16 protein-coding genes are annotated in these 17,552 nt (G+C 45.8%); 3 read left to right on the top strand and 13 right to left on the bottom strand.

Annotation, left to right across the window (positions count from 1 at the left end; genetic code table 11):
• Positions 1-579: 579 nt before the first annotated feature.
• The 10 genes from ACTJKG_RS26790 to ACTJKG_RS26745 all read right to left on the bottom strand — a co-directional run bounded on the left by ACTJKG_RS26790 (position 580) and on the right by ACTJKG_RS26745 (position 11,533).
• Positions 580-3,312, bottom strand: coding sequence for a hypothetical protein (locus ACTJKG_RS26790; protein WP_440740929.1), 2,733 nt, complete (start codon positions 3,310-3,312; stop codon positions 580-582).
• Positions 3,309-5,696 (bottom strand): hypothetical protein, encoded by a 2,388-nt coding sequence (locus ACTJKG_RS26785; protein WP_440740928.1) that lies wholly within the window; start codon positions 5,694-5,696, stop codon positions 3,309-3,311. Before ACTJKG_RS26785 ends, ACTJKG_RS26790 begins: the two co-directional genes overlap by 4 nt.
• The gene (locus ACTJKG_RS26780) at positions 5,693-6,394 is read right to left on the bottom strand and encodes a hypothetical protein (protein ID WP_440740927.1); all 702 of its coding nucleotides are present in this window, start codon (positions 6,392-6,394) and stop codon (positions 5,693-5,695) included. Before ACTJKG_RS26780 ends, ACTJKG_RS26785 begins: the two co-directional genes overlap by 4 nt.
• Positions 6,391-7,545, bottom strand: coding sequence for an AAA family ATPase (locus ACTJKG_RS26775; RefSeq protein WP_440740926.1), 1,155 nt, complete (start codon positions 7,543-7,545; stop codon positions 6,391-6,393). The genes ACTJKG_RS26780 and ACTJKG_RS26775 overlap by 4 nt, the downstream gene beginning before the upstream one ends.
• Positions 7,542-8,177 carry a hypothetical protein gene (locus ACTJKG_RS26770; protein ID WP_440740946.1) on the bottom strand — a complete coding sequence of 212 codons (636 nt, stop codon included), beginning with the start codon at positions 8,175-8,177 and terminating at the stop codon, positions 7,542-7,544. Before ACTJKG_RS26770 ends, ACTJKG_RS26775 begins: the two co-directional genes overlap by 4 nt.
• A gap of 295 nt (positions 8,178-8,472) precedes the next feature.
• A complete protein-coding gene (locus ACTJKG_RS26765) occupies positions 8,473-8,694 on the bottom strand; it encodes a hypothetical protein (protein ID WP_440740925.1) in 222 nt (73 codons plus the stop codon).
• A gap of 148 nt (positions 8,695-8,842) precedes the next feature.
• Positions 8,843-9,304: a hypothetical protein gene (locus tag ACTJKG_RS26760; RefSeq protein ID WP_440740924.1), complete on the bottom strand. Its 462-nt coding sequence runs from the start codon at positions 9,302-9,304 to the stop codon at positions 8,843-8,845.
• Positions 9,305-9,978: 674 nt separating this feature from the next.
• On the bottom strand, positions 9,979-10,116 hold the full coding sequence (locus ACTJKG_RS26755; RefSeq protein WP_440740923.1) for a hypothetical protein: 138 nt from the start codon (positions 10,114-10,116) through the stop codon (positions 9,979-9,981).
• Positions 10,117-10,320: 204 nt separating this feature from the next.
• Positions 10,321-10,677, bottom strand: a complete 357-nt coding sequence (locus ACTJKG_RS26750; protein ID WP_440740922.1) for a hypothetical protein — start codon at positions 10,675-10,677, stop codon at positions 10,321-10,323.
• Between the two features lie 391 nt (positions 10,678-11,068).
• Positions 11,069-11,533, bottom strand: a complete 465-nt coding sequence (locus ACTJKG_RS26745) for an SMI1/KNR4 family protein (protein ID WP_440740921.1) — start codon at positions 11,531-11,533, stop codon at positions 11,069-11,071.
• A gap of 283 nt (positions 11,534-11,816) precedes the next feature.
• Here ACTJKG_RS26745 and ACTJKG_RS26740 point away from each other — a divergent pair, with 283 nt between their 5' ends.
• Positions 11,817-12,014, top strand: coding sequence for a hypothetical protein (locus tag ACTJKG_RS26740; RefSeq protein WP_172338215.1), 198 nt, complete (start codon positions 11,817-11,819; stop codon positions 12,012-12,014).
• 312 nt (positions 12,015-12,326) lie between these two features.
• Here ACTJKG_RS26740 and ACTJKG_RS26735 read toward each other — a convergent pair whose 3' ends face one another.
• The gene (locus ACTJKG_RS26735; protein WP_440740920.1) at positions 12,327-13,187 is read right to left on the bottom strand and encodes an RHS repeat domain-containing protein; all 861 of its coding nucleotides are present in this window, start codon (positions 13,185-13,187) and stop codon (positions 12,327-12,329) included.
• A gap of 287 nt (positions 13,188-13,474) precedes the next feature.
• Here ACTJKG_RS26735 and ACTJKG_RS26730 point away from each other — a divergent pair, with 287 nt between their 5' ends.
• Together ACTJKG_RS26730 and ACTJKG_RS26725 are read left to right on the top strand one after the other, a co-directional pair.
• Positions 13,475-14,377, top strand: a complete 903-nt coding sequence (locus ACTJKG_RS26730; protein ID WP_440740919.1) for a helix-turn-helix domain-containing protein — start codon at positions 13,475-13,477, stop codon at positions 14,375-14,377.
• A 73-nt stretch (positions 14,378-14,450) separates the two neighbouring features.
• Complete coding sequence (locus tag ACTJKG_RS26725; RefSeq protein WP_440740918.1) at positions 14,451-15,254, top strand: SDR family oxidoreductase; 804 nt, start codon at positions 14,451-14,453, stop codon at positions 15,252-15,254.
• 58 nt (positions 15,255-15,312) lie between these two features.
• On the opposite strand, the gene ACTJKG_RS26720 is transcribed toward ACTJKG_RS26725, so the two are convergent.
• Positions 15,313-16,014: a response regulator transcription factor gene (locus ACTJKG_RS26720; protein WP_440740917.1), complete on the bottom strand. Its 702-nt coding sequence runs from the start codon at positions 16,012-16,014 to the stop codon at positions 15,313-15,315.
• On the bottom strand, positions 16,014-17,441 hold the full coding sequence (locus tag ACTJKG_RS26715) for a sensor histidine kinase (protein ID WP_440740916.1): 1,428 nt from the start codon (positions 17,439-17,441) through the stop codon (positions 16,014-16,016). Before ACTJKG_RS26715 ends, ACTJKG_RS26720 begins: the two co-directional genes overlap by 1 nt.
• Between the last annotated feature and the right edge of the window lie 111 nt (positions 17,442-17,552).

Raw genomic sequence — 17,552 nt, 5'->3', positions numbered from 1 at the left:
TTACAGGTCGCGTATTTTTTCACCGGAGTTTTCATACCGCCCGCACTTACTAAAGCTCCGGCAGCAATGATCAGGATGATCAGATATCTTTTCATGATACGATTAGGTTATCCGTAAATATAACCATTTACCTCGATCCAACCTACCCGGAAACAACGCCCTTATTTACCCTCAAAATCACACAGCGTCCTCCCACCCCTCTTCGCCTCATCCAGACTAATTTTGACGATCCGGTGCGTGCAATTGTGCAAGCCCCTGCAATCATCCCGTAAGTGATACCGTTTCGCATGCCCGCTGTCGCAGATATAAACCACAGAATCACCCTGAGCATACCCGCTCAGTAAAAGCCCCAAAAGCAGTACAGATGTTTTCATTTTTGATCCATTAGGAATATTGTAGAATAACCCAGCCCCCTGTTTCAACCAACTGAAACAAAAATAAGATCGCACAAACCCCCTTTTTTACGGGAAACCGTATACGCAGGAAATCATGTGGATCGATGATCACGTTGCTGACCATCGGTTCAGCTAACTTCGTTTGATCGCCTCAGCATGAAGGCCAGTCCAGGGCCCGCTTGCTTTAATCTTCTTTTAACCGGTGAACAGATATCCGGTTATCGTTCTCCAGTAAAGCAAAATGATGCCGTTTCGGCACCGTCAGTATTTGCAGAATCTTGTTTTCCGACTGTATCTCAAAAATAAGTTTAGGCTGCGCCCTGCTGATATCAAAGACCATCGCTAAACTTTCGTTGGCCAAAACCAAACGATTATCCGCCAAAAGCTGCACCAGATGAGCGCCGAAGCCCAGTGCAAACAATTCGGCTGAAATCACCATCTCTTTCAAACCCGGCGTTACGATCAAACAGCCATCATCCGTTAACATCGCAATTTTTAAAGCGGCATGCGGATTAGGCACAGACCAGCCGATAACAGCGGAGGGTAAAGAAAGAACCTCCATTCGCCCCTCCTGATCCATTCTGACCAGGCAATCTTTGCCGCTGAGATAAAAATGCTCTTTTCGCCAGAACATTGCCGGATGAGGAATAACCGGCAAATCATAAATACTCAACCGCTCCTCATGATGGGTAACGACGCTTCTATAAAGCAAGCGTCCCTCTAAAGAAAACAGATCTAAACAAACATCATCCCCATCACTATGCAGGAAATAAAGTTCCTGCTGGTCGGCATGCAGCCCGACCGCTAAAGTATTGGGCAATTTCCAGTGTAACTGATGTAAATTAAGCTCGCGCTCAAAATCACTGTAACGATCAAGTTTCTTTAATGTCTGAAACGGAACATCATATCCCATCAGCATCAGGTTGGAAGAAAGATTTCCATCGGCTACCAATTGCAATTTTTGCGGCTCCGAAGGAAATGTAAATAACATTTGATAAGTGGTTTTGCCGCTCCAATTTGCCCGTAGTAGAATAACATCACGCTTTTTGACACCAATACCGATGAGCTGATCATGATAAGCAACCAGTTCCAGCCAGCGCACATCCGTTTGCAGCTTCATATAGGAATCGGCCATTACCATTCGATGCTGTGGTTTGTTCCGCAGCATATACCGGTTAGCATCCTGCCCCAGTAATTTGTCATCCGGCAGAAATTTGGTTAACAACCGCAAACCGCTATGATCACCACTAAGCGTCTGGGTCTGGACAATCTCATAAGCGATCCCCAATGCGGTTTGCTTTAATCCTTCCTGGTTATGGCGGGTAGCCAGGTCTGCCAGAACATTGAGGAAGCCGGTGCGTTTCCGGACGCTGACATGGTGTTCGTAAACCTGTTTCACTTCCCGCTCCAATTGTCCGGCAAGATCCTCTATGCTTTCCAGATAAGTTTTCAAACAAGTTTCAGCCTGCTGATCATCCTTCCAGCCATCCAGCAAAATTTGACGACCAGCGGTTTTATCCTGCATTTTAATAATACTGAGACGCGCGGCATTTAAATAGTCCTTATTATCCAAAGATCGTTTGACCATATCCGCATAATATTGATGCGCCTTTGCCTCCTGTCCCAATTGCGCATACAGATCCCCTACCTTTTCAAAATTGTTCAGTTCCACCCACAGCGGGATAGCCTCACCAAGCAAGCCACCCAATTCCAGACATTCCGCCGCTCTTACCTTATTATGGAGGTGATCCTTATACAGCGCTGCCGCCTCCCGGTAATGTTTCCCATTTTGCAGGACTTGCGCAGCGGTGAACAAATCGCCAAGCAAATGCGCATGAATGTAAGCCGCTTTTTTATGATCTCCGTTTTCCAGAGCCTTTTTCGCAGTATCCAGATAACGCAGACGCAAGACATTCCGGTACTCGCCAAGATCCCAGGCATCTACCCGCCCCCCGCCAAAACCTCCGAAGCCCCAATTGATATTGCGGCGGCTTAACTTACCGGATTTCGGCGCGGCCCCCCGGTTCAGGTAAGGGCTATTCAGCGGGATCGCATAATTGAGCGCCTCATCTTTGTTTTTATCAAACATCTTAACCAGGCGATTGAGCTCACTATCCCTTTGTTTTTTCAGGTCTTTTAAGCGGTTATGCACCCAATTCTCCAGTTTTTGCAACAAGCCCTGACGATCGGCGATCCGATAAGGATTGCGTTTGATTTGAAAAAAGGCGGCAATCACGCCAAAAATCACCTTACCGATCAGCGCCAGGATCAACAAAACCCATAAACCCAAAGTGCCCAGCAACCTTCCGGTTTTTCGGAGTAATAGCTTAAGCTTGCCTTGTTGCTCCTCCTCCACATTTGGAATTTCATCAAAGGGTTTCTGCTCGATAAGCGCATGAAGCGCAGCCATGGCATCCAGCGGTTCCTCCTCCGGCTCCAACCGGATGGATTGCAGACGCGGGTAAGGTGTCTTATCCAGCGGTATGTGCTGCAGCCATAGCGCCGGCTTAACAGCAGGTAAAACAATCAGGTCAGCCAGGTTCAGCTGGTCCTTTTCTTCATAGCCAACCAAACCTATATGCGGGTGAAATACTTGTACAGGCCAGCGCTTCAGGCTTTCGGCTTCCTCCACACCCACCTGCGGCTTTAAACCGGCATGGACCGGAATATAAAACCCCTCAACAAACTCCCGATAAGGATAACGCAGCGCAAAATCGACCGGTCCGCTAAAAATCACCAAGAGCCCTGCCGCTTGGTGAACCGCGATACTTTCCGGCAGAACAAAACATTTCAGCGTACCGGCAGGAGTCCCCCATCGGCTGATCTCGGTAAGCCAACATACCGGATCACCGCCGGGAAGTATAGCGGCCCGTACCGGCCCCACCTTATGCTCGTTATAACTTAATTGCAGGATCATGATTTCAGGGCATCAATAAAACGCTCGATATAATTTTTATAAAAAATAGAAGGTTCCGTCCAACGCGCATCCGTATGATCGGTAAAATAAGCCGAGCCACTGACTACCCCATCAGCGCTCCAACAAGCCGCGGGCCGGTCAACCACCAACCATATACAGATATCAGGAATACTGGCATTTATACTTTTGAGATGCAGCAAGCCCCTGGAATCCAATAATGCCTCGCTCCCATTTGCCCAGCTAAACCGGGTAAACTTGATATTCGGCAACTGATCAAATTCGACCGGCTCCTGTTGAACAGCTTTAACCCAGTCAATAGCCTCCAGGGTGCTTTCCTTCCAGACCAACTGTTGTTCTTCCACCTGGAGTCGCCGTTTATCCATAAAAAGGAGCCCGGCAGTATGCACATAAATGCTTTGGGCGGAATTGATCACGCTGTAGCCATTATTGATCTGTCTTTTAATGACCGTTAACGTACGAAAATGAGCGATCAAGGGTTGGTAGGCATGATAAACCGCCAGGTCTTTTTCGCTTGCTTTTAAAAACTGTAAAGTTTCCGGGTTCAGGATCTCCAGGCCATATTGGCTGAAGAGATAAAAATTATCCTGAATAAATTTCAGCCCATAACCGGTTTGATATTGGGGCTCTATGATCTGATGATCCACTAATCGTTTCTTTAAATCCAGGGTATATAAATGCAATTGGGCAGATAGATTGCTGGCCAACAGTACATAAATATGCGCATTCGATTCTGCAAAACAAAAAGCGCCAGGCACCAGATAATCGATCAATTCTATCGCGCCATGATTTTTGTCCGGCCAATAAAGAAGCCTCCGATCCTGCGTAACGACAAGGATCTCCTTTGCCTGCGTGACATGGGTATTATTCTGCTGTACTTTTACTTTGGAAGTCGGATAATACAAGGGAAAGTTATCCACCTGAAAAATAGCAGGCAGACCATGACTATCACGCTTTTGCCGGGCAAGAGGTCTGGCGCGGCGTCGGTAAAGGTGATCACTCAGATCAATCTGGACCTGGTTCAGCAATTTTTGCCGGCCACGGTTGAGCTGGAATAGCCGGACATATCCATCCCGGCGCACAGTTACCAGGAAATTGAGCTGATCACGTACCCGGTGAAAAATAGCGGCGGTATCCGCTTCCTGCAAAAATTCCTCACCGCTGATCAAAATATATTTACCCTTATGCCCGGTTTGTTCTTTGACCGCTTGATATAATTGTCCGCTGCAATTTAAAGACGGGTCCAGTGTTTCCAGCGCAGCGACCACGCCTTTTTTGCTATCCAGATCGAGCAGGTTCCGTTCTCTTCCACCAAGCGCCCATACCTGCAGATGCTGATTATTTTGTTTCCCCTCACGGAATGCCAATGCGGTGGCCAGGGCCAGCACACGGGGCATACCCCACATTTTTAGCGTGGCATCCATAAAAATACCGAGCTCATGTTCGGTCTGATCGGGTGGTATTTCGCGTTGGAGATACAAGGCCTCATTATGAGCGAGTCTGGCACTCAGTAATACATCGTCCTGTGCCAGTTCACTCAACAGCAGCTTATCCAACTGCCCCCGATTAGAAATATCAGCCACTCCGCCTAAAGAATAGTCGCTGGTGCCGGAAAGATGCATGGGGATACGAATGGCTGCCAATATTTTACGGGTTAACGTTCCCAGTAAATGAGTCCTGACATCATCCTCCAGTTGTTCCAACAACCCGGCATCTTCGTTCTCCGGCAAGCCCACGGGCACCTTTTCCGGTAAAGCCATCAAACCCGTTTTCAACTTGAGCGCCAGCGTTTCTGTATCCGAAAATACCGCCAATGCCTTGGCAAGCGGTGAAAGATCATGACGCAGGACATCAAAATCCAGCTTTTTAGGGTAAGCCCGTAAAGTGTAATCCAATTCACCAGTATTCAACTGACTCAGCATGTCCTTTATAAGCGGCCACGTCGTATCCGAGGGCACACTGTCCACCATGGTCTGGATCAACGCAGTTCGTCGTATACCTGATCTGGCTTCATAGGGCAGGGCATTCACGATTTTCAACAGCGCATAAGCATCTTTTTTCAAGGTGTCGGCCAGCTGGTAATCCGCGGTATTAAATCCATTAGCCAGGGAACTGCGCATCATTTGTTGCTCCACCTCGTAAAGTTGCTCCCAGTTGTCCTTGCAGGCACAAAGCAGCAACAGTATACTACCCAGCGGAAATTTCGCACCAAGGCCGAGCTCAGCCAGTAAATAGCTCAGATCTTCCCGGTAACAGATCGTCCGCTTATTGGCAAACTCGATGACGCGGCCATGCTCCGCCCAGCGCCAGAAATAATGCTCTCGGGCGCTGAAGTAATCGATAGCCGTATCCGTCACCAAGCTCATAATGTCCTAATGATGTTTCTTTTTGCCGGCACGAAAGCAGCCGTTGGAACCGTGCTGTATCCGCCATGCTCTTCCCATATAACCAGGCTATCCGTTCCGTCGTTTAATCTGGCATGCAGCAGTTCTGCGAGTATCGGTGGATCAAAATCATACCCTGAGGGTATCAACAGATCGTGATTCCGCCAATAAGTACATCCCGGAATCGACGGTAAGGGATTGCCCGCAACCAGCACATTTCCCAAAGTATCGACAGCAAACCGCAATGGCTGCAGCCGGATCTGCGGCGCATTCCCGGTATAAGCTTTCCAGGTTGCTAAATCCGTTTTCAGGACCTTCTTCTCGCGTTCTTCCGCAGAACGTACCAATCTGATACCGATATGCCTGCGGTCAATACAACCGGGAAGTGCAGAAACAGGCAGCTCGACCGGTAAAAAATCAGCCAAACTTTGCCAATTCAGTTCCGGGAGCATCGCCACAGGCGTTTGCTTCCCCAAAGGAAAAAGCCGGTGCTGATCATCCATGGTAAAGGTGGCTTCCGCGGGCAGCGCCAGCAGCATTACCCAACTTTTATGGGACTGCAGGGGCCCCCGCAACCAGACAAGTCCTTCTGCTTCGGCACCTTTCCAGCCCTGCAGCAGCCTGACCGCTCCAAGCTGCGCTTTATATTTTCCCGCGATACGGATCACCCTTTCCTTCATGCGATTTGCATAATTTCGTTCCACAGCGCATCAATGGGCTCCTGTACATATTTGCGCTGCTGCTCATTGCTGATCCATTCACAACGGCCGTTCAGGTAGGTTAACCTGTCTTTGATAAGCGAACGATCGGCCATCGTCACTTCCGGATCTTTCCACTGTGCGCTAAGATGCGCTACCTCCTTATAAATTTCTTCCGCATCCGGTAAAGTGTTTTCCTGTGCACGCGGATGATGATCCTGCCCATCCTGGTCTGCCGCAATGGCCGTGTTCACGATACCCGCAATAATTTCGCGCTGTTCTTCAGTATCCCAAATATGACGCAGAACCCAAAGGTCAGACAACCTGGCTTCCTGTCTTTTGCATAATACCGCGCTGGCCGCGATCACGCGCTGCAATTTGACAGCTCGCCGGTCAGAAACCTGCAGACCGGCATTCCTCAATTGATGGATAAGCTCAATATAAGCGGGTCTTATGGTCGCCAGATCAACTTTAGCGGCTACTTGTTGTAACTGCCGTACCTCTTCCGGGTGGATCTGTGGTTTTTCCTCTTGCGTTCTTCGTTCCAGTACCCAACCGGCATGCAGCACGGCATTCAGTTGCTCCGGGTCTACATTATCGCATCGGACCCGTAAAAGAAAGCGGTCGAACAAGGCCTGTAAAGCTTCGTCCTCGGGCAAGTGGTTACTCGCCCCGATCACCATCAGCGCCGGTAATTTCTTCGTTTCCCTTCCCCGGCGAAAGACTTTTTCATTGAGTACCATGAGTAGGCTATTTAAAATCGCACTATTGGCATTTAACAGCTCATCTAAAAAGATCAGTGATGCCTCCGGCAACATACCTTCCGTATTGGTCACCAAATCACCCTCACGGAGCTTTCGGATATCAAAAGGGCCGAAAAGCTCATTAGGTTCGGTAAAACGTGTCAGCAAATACTCGAAGGTCTGACCGTCCAAAAGTTTGGAAAGTTCCCGTACGGTCGCACTTTTTGCCGTACCCGGCGGCCCCAACAGAAATAAATTTTCACTGGCCGCCAGACAAATGCCCATCAGGTCGATGATCTCGTCCTTGCCCACAAATAGCTCCTTAAGATGATTTAATACAACCAGCAGTTTATCCGTGGTTATTAAATCAGTATGCGTAGCCTCACTCATATCGTTTCTTCATTATTTAACAGCACCAGTTCAGGCCATAATATCGCCTGATGCGCACCTAAAACTTCCTTTAATAATATTTTTTCCTGTTCACCCTTTAACCTGCTGAGATCTTTATAGAAGATAATACGGTCTATATAGGCCAATCTCAAAGACTGATGTGTTAAAATGGATGCATCCGGTATCGTTGCCAGTCCGTTGATACCCACTGAAGAAAACGGCCATTGCCGCGCAGTATCCTGCAGATGTATCACCAGGGGATCATTGGGTGAAAGCCCACTGGCTAAACGAAAAAGATCTGGTAAGTAGCGTAATACCAGATCAGCCGAATAACTTGCCTCCGCGGTCCTTGCACCCTCAAAACCCTTTAAATATTCTTGTAATATGTCTTCGCCCAGATCACGCAGGAGGATCAATTGACAGACATGATAGAGATATTGAGCCGCCCAAAGCGCCGCACCCTCATTAAAAGCCGGGGCAGTACCGGGCATATCTATTACATCGCGGTCATAGAATTCGCGAAGTAAAACCAAAGCGTCCTGGGCATCATTAGGCTCGAAATCGCGCATCTCACGCGCTAAGGTCACGTTTCCGTCTTGCAGGAGATCCAGGAGAAAAAGGCTCAGTTTCACCCTTTCAAGTACGCTATTTTTTTGCAAAACAGCAACAGGAGATCGTTTTTCGAATCAAACTATTTCTTTTGATTTATTTTAGATAAGCCATTAGTTGATTTTACACTGCGAGATAAGATACATCTTTGCGTTATGTCGTCATTCCATTGTTCATCATGATCGTATTTACCTACTTTATCGGAGAAAGCCTGACACCTGAACGATCCATAAGGGCCAGTCGCGAACTATCTCCATCAATCCCTCCGGCGCGAGCTACTATTTTTCAATAAACTAAATAGCCAATCGACTCAAAAAATCAGATCAATCTAAAAACCCCAAAAACCACGACACCAATCACCAAACCGAAAAACAACAACGTAACCATACACCCCTGATTTTTCACCGGCCGCTGTTTGGCCTTTGGCGCAGATTTAGCCACAGCCTTACCCACCTTGTAAGTAGTGGTCAACATACTCATCAGGATTTTACTTCCTGCTTTAGATTTCTTTTTCCAAGGATCATAACTTCCCCTTGCCATATCGATTTCGTTTTAAATGGTTATAGTATACTATTCAGTGTTTTCAAATTCCCCCTTAATCGTCGACACATATGGTCTATCCTAAATAGCCCTGATAAGAAAAATCCTATTCATTCTACCCTTGCTCCTATCCCCACACCACAGCAACCTACAAGTCGATATGAACAGCATAAGTCCTTCCATCCACTCCCGCAACATCCGCATTACCATCCTCATCAAGATCAGCAGGTGAAATATGATCATCATCCAGATAACCATCATTTGGAAAATTGATCTGCACCACCTGTCCATCACTAACCTCAACCATTAAAGTATAAGTAGCGGAATAACCCGTATTGGGATTAGCATAATCCACCGTGGCAGTATAGCTACCATCCTTAATCCCCTCCGGATTACCATCCCCGTTATCAGCATCGGTTAATGGATTTACCATGGAGTACGAAGCTACCGCGTCCGGCCGGTCCCCTCCCGACAAACCTACAGAATCGACGGCTGCGTTCGTGTTTCCGCCCTGCTTTTTACTTTCATTTAAACAGGAACCACAAAGCAACACCACCAGGCCATAAACACAACACCACCCGGAAGTTTTACTAGTAAAAATCGGTCTCATCTCCCCTATTTTTTGCAGACACCACAGGTTAAGCCTTCTTTCGCGCAGCGCTTACAGTATTTACAATTCTTACAAGCCCTGCACGGGCTCTCCCCCTTACAGGTCGCATAATTTTTCACCGGAGTTTTCATACCGCCCCGACTTACTAAAACTCCGGCAGCAATGATCAGGATGATCAGATATCTTTTCATGATACGATTAGGTTATGCGTAAATATAACCATTTACCTCGATCCAACCTACCCCGGAACAGCGCCCTACTTACCCTCAAAACCACACAGCGTCCTCCCACCCCTCTTCGCCTCACCCAGGCTGATTTTAACAATGTGGTGCGTGCAATTGTGCAAGCCCCTGCAATCATCCCGCAAGTGATACCGTTTCGCATGCCCGCTGTCGCAGATATAAACCACAGAATCACCCTGAGCATACCCGCTCAGTAAAAGCCCCAAAAGCAGTACAGATGTTTTCATTTTTGATCAATTAGGAATATTGTATAATAGCCCAGCCCCCTGTTTCAACCAACTGAAACAAAAATAAGATCGCACAAACCCCCTTTTTTACGGGAAACCGTATACGCATGAAATAATATGGATTGATGATAACGTTACTGATCATCGGTTCAGCTAACTTCGTTTGATCGCTTCAGCATGAAGGCCAGTCCAGGGCCCGCTTGCTTTAATCTTCTTTTAACCGGTGAACAGCTATCCGGTTATCGCTCTCCAGTAAAGCAAAATGATGCCGTTTCGGCACCGTCAGTATTTTCAGAATCTTGTTTTCTGGTTGTATCTTACCGTTCTTGCTATTGTTTGCCACCGGGATAAAAGTACTGTTTATCAACTGCAATTCGCTAACGAGAACAGAGAGCGCATATCGACGCGATTGATGGCCCCGTTCAACATGCTACAACAAGGTTAGCTTATAAAAAGTAAAAGCCCAACCGTTGTGGTTGGGCTTTACTCTCACATCACAAATGCTATATCCTTATTACGCACTGATCACAGATCAGCGCAAGGGTGGTTACTTGGTAAATATTCTTTCAATTACTTCCCCTGTTTTAGGATCTATTATAAATTTATATCCGCACCAATTAAACGAAACTAAATTCAAATTATCCATTTCAATACTTATAAAAGGACAGTATCCAATAGCGTCAAGATTTTCTGTTCTTTCTATTTGCCATAGAATCTTACCATTGCGGTCTATAGCAAAGACATTTTGATTATATTTAGTATTAGTAGTTCCCACGATATCTAAAAGAACAATTATTTTATCATTAAATACCAGGGTCTCCTTTATAGGAAAATCAAATTCGACTGTAAGTCCTTTTTCAAAGACTATCTTCTTTTCATCTATATGATAATTTTCTGTATTCATAATGTGTTTATTGTTATGGGATTATCTGATCTATTGGTTCTATTGGGTTTACTGGGCCCCCTGGATTAACTGAGGAGCTTCCGGTGGTTGAAAATATAGCTTGTAATCTAGTGTTAATAAAGTTGGCCTGGATATTCCGGTAGGCTTGACCAGGCTATTCCGTGCACTTTGGAGCACCGAGTTGTGCAAGCAATTAAGAAAATCGCAATTAATAATGATCCACTTTTCATGTCATCTTACTTTAGAGATTACAATCCGACCCATCTTGTTGCTATCGATGTCAAAATCGGATACATGAGCATTCTTTTCCGACGATCAAACGAATAGCTATGGTCGTAAACCAGGCTTAGCCGACATCAGTTAAAAAGGATCAATATTTCTGATAAAATAACTATTGCGGATACAGCCTGGGAGAATCTTCAAGGTAAAATTGAATAAATTCTGAAAGAGAATCCGTAATAGGCTTAAAACTATCTTTGTCCAGGATAAGGCCGATGGTGTAAGCGTTTCTTCCGTTTTGTGCTTTAAATCCGTACCACCAGCTCTTATGCATATATTCTGCGAATATCAATACATCATCCAGTTCGGTTGTCAACGGAACCTTCAACTCTCCAGCACATGGAATTAGTTGTTCAACTGAATAAAAGAAAAAGCCCTCTTCGTCCATATCATCGGGATAATGTGTTCGCATTCCGTTGACAACAGTATATAGTTTTACGAAATCTTCCGGCAAGAAAACTTCTTTTTCCCTTTGAGTTTTTTCAATTTTCTCAATTGTTGCAGGGAAAATTCCAAATCCCTGCTTTATCCAATTTTCTAAAAGTCGATTAATTGATACTTGAATATTATCTACCATAATTTCAATATTTTTTCCATTAATAGTTTTCTCGGTAGTAATTGACCGTTCTTTAGTTTAGACCGCGCTGGATGAGCGCGCGTTAGTACTCAGTCCGAGTTCAGGGTTGGTCCAGCTTCCTTCAACAGACGGCAAGACTATGTTTTTTAACAATCGAATATCATCAGCACCATCGGCAAAATTTAAAAGGTTTTGCCTGAGTACAGCTTGCCTTGCTATAAGCTGACAATTGCAATAATTTTTATATTTGCTTACTAAACATGTTGGCATACACTTCATATAGGTGGCAAGTAAGATTGCTGATGCACTTAGCGTATCGTCGGACTACTTGGTAGGCAAGGCCGATAAGCAGATAGATCAATCCTTATTAGATAAGGCAATAAGTATCCGGCAACTGCCTAATGAGGACAGAGAACACATTATGTACGCTATAGATGGCCTCATTCAGTATGCTAAGACCCGAATAGCTTATAAAAAGTAAAGCCCTCTTGGTTGGGCTTATTGTTATTTATTAATACTTGCTCACACCACTGATGTGCGCCAGCAGGGATACATTACATTACGGTAGCTAAAACCCTTGCAGTAGCCTGGGCTTTGGCAATGCTAAACATGTTGTAAAATTATTATAATGCCGCAGATAATACAAGTAATTCCAACCCCCAATATTTTAATATCTGCTCCAAGTCTATCTTGCTCTCCTCTTATAAAAACTTTGGCGGAAGTTATAGTTTGCCAAATTCCGTACATTAATAAAATGCATCCCCCTATTGTATATAAAATACTCATACTCCTACTATTTTTTTTTCTTTTCTTTTTCTTCTGCCTTTTTAAAGAATTCTTTGGCGTTCTTCTCACTATCCTTGTTCGCCTTCGTATTAGCCAATTTCGGAGCCTCTTTAACTTCTTTTTTCTGTTCGTGATCCGCTTTAAATTTTTCAGCTATATTTTCAGCTATCTTGTTAGCAGCAAAAGCGGTTCCACGCAAAATCACTTTTCCAACACTTGTAATCCCCTTTGACTCCTCCACTACTTTACCTAATGAGCCAAATCCTCTATCTAGTGCTATTGTCGTAAGTGCACTCCCATAATGCCCGTCACTAACGTCCTTTGTAGCTGATATGGCTGAGCTCAGTGAACTGATGCCTTCGCCAATCGGAACTAATTCTAAAGATGCCCCTCCTGTAAATGGAGCAAAAACGTATCCAGCACCAGCTGTCGCGGTTCCGCTAATGGCTAAACCACCCGCCAAGGTCTCAGCATCCATTTTTGGTATCGGAGCAGGACTATTAAATCCTGCCGTTGATACTAGATGTCCTCCGACCGTTCTAGGCATATTAGTAATAACAGGCCCTCCACTTGGTACATCACAACAGCCCCCTTCTTCCGCCTCCATCCCGTCCGGGTCTTCAAATCTTATTGCATTATCAAAGCCGTAGACGTATACAGACCATCTTCTATCGGCTTCCGCTTTCGGATCAATCACATTCCACCTGGCAATCACCGGATCATAGAACCTTGCACCGTAATCGTACTGATTGCTTAAATCAGTCTGTATCTCTTTTCCATTATAAAGATAACGGTTATTATTCGAATTGTCTTGTTTCAGACTCCTCAATCCAAAAGCGTAGTATTCATCTTCCTGTAAGGTCCTCACCGCGCTATTGGCCGGATTCTTATCAAAGGAAACCCGTACATTGCCCAGGTTATCCGATAAATTGTATTCATAATGGTAATTCCCACCATTCGGTATAGCTCGTCCTTCTTCCGTTTGGATAAAACTGATCGCGTTATTGTTATAAACAATACCATTGATATAATCCCAGCTTCCATCACTCCCCGTATTCCGTAATTTCTGGCCACCCGCATCATAAGTGTACGGTTAAATATACCATTGCAAGAGTTTGGGTATTTAAACTTTAGATTTGTTCCTAATTTTGATCCATGAAAGCTAGACGAAATAATGCCCCGGAACGCGGTTTAACCATGCCCAAAGCCATCACGGCGGCAGGTTATTTCGCCGGAAAAATGGAAAATCACACATCGTCGCTAAGTAAAGACTATTCACGCAGAGACTTTTATAAAATCTCCCTCCTGACCAGAGGCGAAGGGATATTGTACCACACCGACCAGGAAATCAAAATTAAGGATCATACCCTACTTTTTACCAACCCCATGATTCCATATGCCTATGCGTCACACTCCACGGAACGCGAACAAGGTTACTTTTGCCTTTTTACGGAGGAGTTTATCAATGGCCAGCTTCGGGAAGGAGAATTGGCCGGTTCGCCGCTTTTTAAAGTAGGCGGTACGCATGCGCTGCCCCTGGATGAAAAGACAGCCACCTTTCTTTGCCAAGTTTTTGAACGGTTAACAGCGGAAGCACAATCGACTGAATGCAAACCGGATTTACTTCGCGCCTATATGCAATTGATCATTCATGAGGCCCTGAAAATCGCGCCCCAGCAAAAAACCGCGATACTTAACGCATCGAAACTGCGATTAACTGATCTTTTTCTGAAATTGTTGGATACCCAGTTTCTGCAAAACGCAACAAATCATAGCCCTGATCTATGGAATGCGCAACAATACGCCTTGCACCTTTCGGTTCACCCCAACCATTTAAACCGGGTTCTGAAAGCAGTCACGGGAAAATCCACGACTCAGCATATCTCCGAACGTCTATTAAGCGAGGCCAAGTCCAGGCTATTGCACGGAAATCAAAATATCGCAGAACTGGCATACGGCCTGGGTTTTGGCCATGCCTCCAACTTTCAGGTATTCTTTAAGCGCCATACCGGTCAAAGCGCCAACGCCTTCCGTAAACAGCATGCTGCAAACTCATAATTTCCGGTTTGAATCTCATACTTTTTAAAAACCCGGCCATTCTACCTTTGATTTATTAAAAATCAGCGATAAAATGCAAACTATATTGATTACCGGAGCGTCCAGCGGATTAGGAAAGGCCGCCGCGCTAAAATTCGCCAATAATGGCTGGAAAGTGATTGCCACCATGCGTGATCCTGAACGCGGCGCCGAATTGGCCGCCCACAGATACATCACTGTTCTCCCCCTTGATCTTACCCATACTTCCCAGATAGCGGAAACCGTAGAAAAAGCCATTGCATCGGAGGTAGACGTCGTATGGAACAATGCTGGTGTTGGGTTGACCGGTCCTTTAGAATCCTATACCGACACGCAATTACAACAGCAGTTAGACGTCAACTTACTAAGCGTCATTCGGGTGACCCGCGCGTTTATCCCCTATTTTCGCCAGCGCAAGCAGGGACTTTTCCTGGCCACCACGTCGATTGGCGGATTGATCACCTTTCCTTTCAATACCGTTTACTGCGGCAGCAAATGGGCAGTGGAAGGGTTATACGAAAGCCTTTCCTTTGAACTGGCGCCGTTTAATATCGGCGTAAAAACCATATCACCGGGTGCCATCGCCAGTTCTTTTCGGGATAATATGGTCATCGCGCAGCATGAATCTTACCAGGACGCGTTTGAGCAGATGTACCAAGCATTCCTGAGCGGAAAAACACCAACCAGCGTTTCTACCGCAGAAGAACTCGCCGAAGTCGTTTTCGAAGCGGCTACAGATGGGAAAAAACAACTGCGGTATGTCGCCGGCAAAGACGCCCATGTCTATGTTCAACAACGCTTAGCGCAGGGCGCGGAGCAGTTCAGAAATAACATGGCGGAACTTTTCTTTGGCAAATAAACCATCAGGACCGCCAGGCACCTGGCGGTCCTGATAAATCAATACCATCCACATTCCTTTAAGTCCGGCGTTCCGTTAACATATAGCCCTGGCCGCGCACATTGATGATATCTAACGCCGGGTCATCCCGCAAAAACTTGCGCAGCCTGGTGATATAGACATCCATACTCCTCGCACTAAAGACATCATCGTTGCCCCACAGTTTGATCAATGCGGTTCTCCGGTCCGTTAACTGGTTCTTATATTGAAGTAAAAGCTCCAGGAGACCCGCTTCCCTTTTTGAAAGATCAATAATGTTATCGCCATTGTACAATTTCAAGGCGAAGGGGTCAAACAGCAGTTTGCCCAATTGCCGGTTATGATAAGGTGCTACCGCCAATTCCGTTTTGAGCACGCTGCGTCTTAACAAAGCCTTGATCCGCATGATCAGCTCCTCCATGCTAAACGGCTTTTTAAGATAATCATCGGCCCCCATATCCAGGCCTTTAAGCACATCTTCCACCCGTGTTTTTGCAGTCAAAAAGATGACCGGCACGAGTTCATCAACCAAGCGAATATCAGCGACGAGTGACCACCCGTCCTTTCTTGGCATCATGATGTCAACAACACAGACATCGGGCTTCAGGGCATTGAACTTTGCCCAGCCATCGACACCGTTGGTCGCTACCGATACCTGGAACCCCCTTGTTTCCAATGACTCCTTGACCAGCAAGGCCAGAACATCCTCGTCTTCCACCAAGAGTATTTTGATACCTTCCATCAGTAAGGAAAATTAATGATAAAGGATGTCCCTTTCCCCTGCTCGCTTTCCACTCTGATCACGCCACCCAGAGTCGTCACCAATTGTTTGACATAGCTCAGCCCAAGACCGTAGCCTTTTACCTCATGTACATCACCTTCCTGGATCCGAAAAAATTTATCGTATATAAAGGGCAAAACGGATGAAGCCATCCCGCTCCCATTATCTTTAACGATGAGCTGCCAGGATGCGGATAACCCGTTTACGATAACCTCCACCTTGACCTTGGCATGGCTGTATTTGATCGCGTTATCAATGAGATTAGACACGATCGTGCTGATCATATATCCATCTGTCACGATTTCTTCCTGGGGCAAGTGATAAAATAAACTGATCACCGTTTCCGCGCTCCCTGCAAACAGGTGTAAAGTATTTTCGAGTAAGGCGCGGAGACCGACCGGTTCCCTTTTGGCCAGCTTAAGGCCCTGTTCATATCGCGTAATATCTAAAATCCGTTCCACATTAGCGCTCAACTTTTCGAGCACCGCCGTATTGATATGAAGATAACGGCGAATCTTCGCCGGGTCCTCCGCGGCTCCGAAATAAAGCAGCGCCTCGTTAGACGTATTTAAAATAGAGATCGGCGTCCTTAATTCATGCGTCATGTTATTGATAAAATCGTTTTTGATATCATCCAATTGTATTTGGGTTTTGATGACACGGCCCATATAGAAAAGGCATCCGGCGGACAAACAAATCAGTAAGAAAGAAACAAGGACCGGGAACATATTCTGTTTCAGGGACAACATCAGCAAATCACCAAACTCCGCTTCGATGACCGCCGGAGATTGAAGAAAGCCAACAGGTACGCCGATATGACCGGCCGCAACAGACTTTTGATTTTTAAATAAGACCAGGCGAAATGGCAACCGCACCTTTTCTTTAGCCAATTCTCCCTTATAAATCGCCGCCAGCACATCCATTTTTACGGGCTTACTCAGTTGCTGAGCGATTAAACGCGCCAGCATCAGCTTCACCATCGGTAAGTCATTGGAATTGATGGCCATGCTTTTATACCGCACCGTAAAGATCGTTTTTGCATTTTTCAGCATGGATTTTACCGAATCCGGCACCTGATTTTCTACCGTGGTATCCATAAAGACCGACAATGACGGGGTCTTATATTTTAGGGAAGCCGGTAATTGATTTTGCTGCAGTTCATAAGATACAATGCTTTTCTCTAAGACAGCGGTCAGCGTTTTGCTGAAATTTTCCTTTCCCGTCTTATACACGCTGTATACCCAATAGAGCTGAAAAAAGAGTATACCGGTGGCGGTCAAAACCGCGATAAGAAAGATGAACTGGAACCTCTTCCGCATGGTTAAAATAACATATTCTTTATTGGCGACTTCTGCGCGATCCTCAAAGATATTATAAATCTGATACATAAGCCCCGGCAACAAAAGCGTATCCTCAAACGCCCCGTTCAACTGCCGGCAACACCCGTACAGTATTAAAGAAAAACCGGCTTATCCGTGAACAACAACCTCCCGCCGGCA

It is taken from the genome of Mucilaginibacter sp. 22184 (assembly GCF_052045695.1).
Classification (GTDB): domain Bacteria; phylum Bacteroidota; class Bacteroidia; order Sphingobacteriales; family Sphingobacteriaceae; genus Mucilaginibacter.
Note: the sequence above shows the minus strand (reverse complement) of the source record. Positions and strands in the feature narration are given on the sequence as shown.